The organism is Actinoplanes sp. NPDC048988, assembly GCF_043197815.1.
In the GTDB taxonomy this organism is placed as follows: Bacteria; Actinomycetota; Actinomycetes; order Mycobacteriales; family Micromonosporaceae; genus Actinoplanes.
The window spans coordinates 1-3,426 of sequence record NZ_JBICTW010000035.1 but is presented as its reverse complement, the minus strand read 5'-3'; the positions used below and the strand labels follow the sequence as shown (position 1 = coordinate 3,426).

Sequence of the window (3,426 nt, the reverse complement as noted above, 5' to 3'; positions counted from 1 at the left end):
GACAGCTCCACTCCACAACCGGAGGCCTTCACCCGTCCAGAGTCAGATCAACTCGTCACACCACCTCGACCAACCTCCCTGGACAGCACACCTAGAGGCGGTTCAGAACGCTTTCGAGCAGACCCGAGGCGACTTTCGAGCCAAGTTCACGGCTGCGGTAGAGGCACGACTGGCGCAGATCGCGCTTCCCGAGGTTTTCATCGAGGTTCCCGAGCACCCGGAACAACTGAGCAAGGGCGACTTGGATGCGCTGGTCCGTCCAGCCGCAGATGGGTTTTTGCGTTCACATCCGACCAAGGCTGAGTTGGTCGAGCAGGCAGTGAGGATCCGGCGTCGTCAGAAACATCGTCCTGCCTGGATTCCTCGGATTGATCTGAGCGGTGAGACCATCGTGCCTGCAGCGCGCGTCGCGGCTGAGGACGAACGTGAGCCGGACCGGCCTCTGCTGGTCACCGCCTTAGCGGAACCGGGAGAGATCACCGTGGCGCTGCCAGCCGCTGGTGACGAGCGCCCGGAGCTCGCGATGGCGCCTGGTGGAGTCGGCGAGTGGGAGTCCGCTCTGTACGTCGTGCTCGGCCTCGTCGGGGCCGACTGTGCGGCCCGAACCATCACGCTCGACGCGGCCGCCAACGAAGCACTCGTGCCTGACGAGAACCGCTGGTGGTCCACTGCACCCTCGCCCAGTGTGTCAGCCGCTGAAGATCCCGGTGTGGCGAGCGAACTGTTGGCTACCTGCAAGACGTTAGGCGGATTGCTAGTTGTCGATGGCACCTCGCCTGAAGTCTTGGACGCGGTTGCTTTCGCTCTGCAATCGGCTGGCAATTGGCGCTACGGCCCGCGGTGGCAGATGGAGCCGTCGAACCCGAGCGGTGATGTCACCGCCCTGACGACAGCGCGCGCCGCCGTCGCCGGCTGGGCGAGCCCGAAGAGAAGCGGCCTGATCGTGTTTGTGTACGGCGGCGTGCTGTACGCCGACGAAGGCTTGGTGGGCTTCCCCGCCCCACTCCATAGCTATTTACTTGTCGTGAGCCGATCCGCCGACGGCACCGACAGCCCGGAGACTGTCCACCGCGTGAACCTGTCCTGCCCAGGTGAACACTGGTGCCACCGCAATGGATGTCCTGATACTGGCTTTCCTGAATTCGATACACCACTGACGCTGATCATCACCGGAGGCCACGCGGCGCAAGCGGCCAGCGCCAGTACGGACGAGTTCTGGAGACGGTCTTACCAGGATCTCTACGGCGACGAGAACACACTCAATGAGACCGAACAAGTCCTCGATAAGCTGGTAGCGGTTCTCGGACGCTCCGGCTGGGTCGAGTTGAGCGACTCGACGTGGGACGGCGGATTAGAAGAGCGGCTGTTACGCCGCGGCGAACACTGTATCACCGCCGCCTATGACCTGGTCACCCGCCAAATTCAGCTCTCCGACGGCCGGGCCGAACTGGAAAGCACGCTGCAAATCCTCGCGGAGGAAGGGATCCTGATCGAGGACAATGGACGGGAGAAACTCGAAATGAACGAAGCTGCGTTCGAGAATTGGGGTGCCGACGTGATGACAGCAGCTGATGAATTCTTGAGCGGTCGTATCAAGGAATTCTCCCACTTGGTAACCCCAATGCAGATCACCCTGCTCGGCCTTCATCCGCACGGGGACGGCTCCCTGCGCGCTCCCGAGGCTGTGTCCCTCGCCGAGAGGCAACTCGGCAGGTTTTTCGAAGTTGCCGGCGTGTTATCTGGAAATGACGATGACTCTGCGTGATATCGGATGCGGCAGGCGGGCAGCGAATCCGGTCGTTTGGCGCTAACCTGTCGGGCTGATCGCGATCGCCTTTTTGAGGTGTAGGCGCCGGCGGCGCGGCAACCGCATGCGGACGTCCAGGCCGGTGGCCGTTGTGGTGATCGTGGCCTTCGAGTGGAGTGAACGAGGTGTACAACACACCTCTATCCGACTCAAGAATATCGGCTCCTGCGCAGCGGAATCGGACTACCTGGTTGTGGGCAGGGTGGCGGCGGGCAGATGGTCGGGGCGCGGTTCCGTCAGCCGGGCAAGGACGTTCGGTTCGGCCGCGAGGATCGCGATCTGGGCGCAGGGTTTGCTGGGGCCGGTGCCGCGGATCGAGATTGCGCGGAGTTCGACGCCGGTGTCGAGCAGTCTGGCGACGATCCTCGCTTTCTGTTTGTTCATGTACGCGGCGAGGTGGCGGCCGGTCGTGTCGTACACGGCCACCGCGTTCGAGTCATAGGCGTTGTCCGCCTCGCGGACCAGTTTTACTGTGGTACCCGGCCGGAAGTCACCGCTTTGACACGCCTGCTCGTGGTACGCCTCACCGCGTAGCTGCGACACGTAGATCCCGGCGTGGGCCAAGCGTCGATGCGTCGGGCCTACAAGCAGTCCGGTGGCGTCTCGCATAGCCGCAGGACGTTCTCGCCGCCTGTGTCGCGGTATGGATTAGATGCAACGTGGGTAGTCCGTCTTCGCCGATGAACCTGGTCGCGTCCACGTCGGCCGGGACGTAACAACTGTCCTCACGGGCGCGTTGCACCGAGGGGGCGGCATAGGTCTGGCGCGGCGGCGTGGGCATGTCGTTGGTGGCTTGCGGCTGGCGGTGAGGAGCGACGTCTGCGGATCGCATCGAGCAGTCCCATTCAGGCACTGTGACACGCTGGCCAGGAACTCGGCATCCGCTGACCGGCTCACGCGACTGCGGTGGTGCAGTCACTTGCAGCGGCGATGTCAAGAGACTCAACGGACGATTCGACCGTGCCGGGCTGGTGCTATCACGTCGATTTAGACACCGCCAATTCGTGCGTCAGCTGAGGAAGCCGAGTTCCTCTGGGTTGAGAGCGAGGGGATGTGGTTCTCCGGTGAGAGTAGCCAGGGCGGTGGCGACGGCGTGGATGTCGGCTTTGATGTAGGTGGTGGTGGCGGGGCCGGTGTTGTCGGTGTGGCCGGCGTAGGCGCGGGCGATGCCGTAGCTGAAGTTCCGTTGGGTCTGCTGCACAGATGGGTGACATCTGAGATGGCTTGCCGTGACGGCGGGCTGGAAGGATGTTGCTGTGCCCAAGCCCTACCCTCGTGAGTTCCGCGACGATGTCGTGCGGGTGGCCCGTGAGCGCGAGCCCGGCGTGTCGGTCGAGCAGGTCGCTAAGGACTTCGGCGTGCACCCGATGACCTTGTTCAAATGGCTGCGTCAGGCCGGCATCGACGAAGGGGCCGAGTCTGCAGCGAGCCGCAGCGACTCGGCCGAGCTGCGCGAGGCCCGTAAGCGGATCAAGCTGCTCGAGCAGGAGAACGAGGTCCTGCGCCGGGCCGCGGCGTATCTGGCACAGGCGAACCTGCCGGGAAAAGGCTCTACCCGCTCGTGAGCGAGCTGGCCGCTGACGGGATCCCCGTCGCGGTGACGTGCCGGGTGCTGAACA

The 3,426-nt window shown here is 63.9% G+C and carries 4 protein-coding genes; 2 read left to right on the top strand and 2 right to left on the bottom strand.

Annotated elements, in window-relative coordinates:
* Positions 1-1,765: hypothetical protein (locus ACGFJ7_RS46765; protein WP_392649039.1), on the top strand; the 1,765-nt coding region annotated here is incomplete at its 5' end.
* 225 nt (positions 1,766-1,990) lie between these two features.
* Here ACGFJ7_RS46765 and ACGFJ7_RS46760 read toward each other — a convergent pair.
* Together ACGFJ7_RS46760 and ACGFJ7_RS46755 are read right to left on the bottom strand one after the other, a co-directional pair.
* On the bottom strand, positions 1,991-2,416 hold the full coding sequence (locus ACGFJ7_RS46760) for an HIRAN domain-containing protein (protein ID WP_392649036.1): 426 nt from the start codon (positions 2,414-2,416) through the stop codon (positions 1,991-1,993).
* Positions 2,417-2,816: 400 nt separating this feature from the next.
* Positions 2,817-3,008, bottom strand: coding sequence for a hypothetical protein (locus ACGFJ7_RS46755; protein ID WP_392649033.1), 192 nt, complete (start codon positions 3,006-3,008; stop codon positions 2,817-2,819).
* Positions 3,009-3,036: 28 nt separating this feature from the next.
* On the opposite strand from ACGFJ7_RS46755, the gene ACGFJ7_RS46750 reads away from it, so the two are divergent.
* Positions 3,037-3,372 (top strand): transposase, encoded by a 336-nt coding sequence (locus ACGFJ7_RS46750; protein WP_392649030.1) that lies wholly within the window; start codon positions 3,037-3,039, stop codon positions 3,370-3,372.
* The last annotated feature ends 54 nt before the right edge of the window (positions 3,373-3,426 follow it).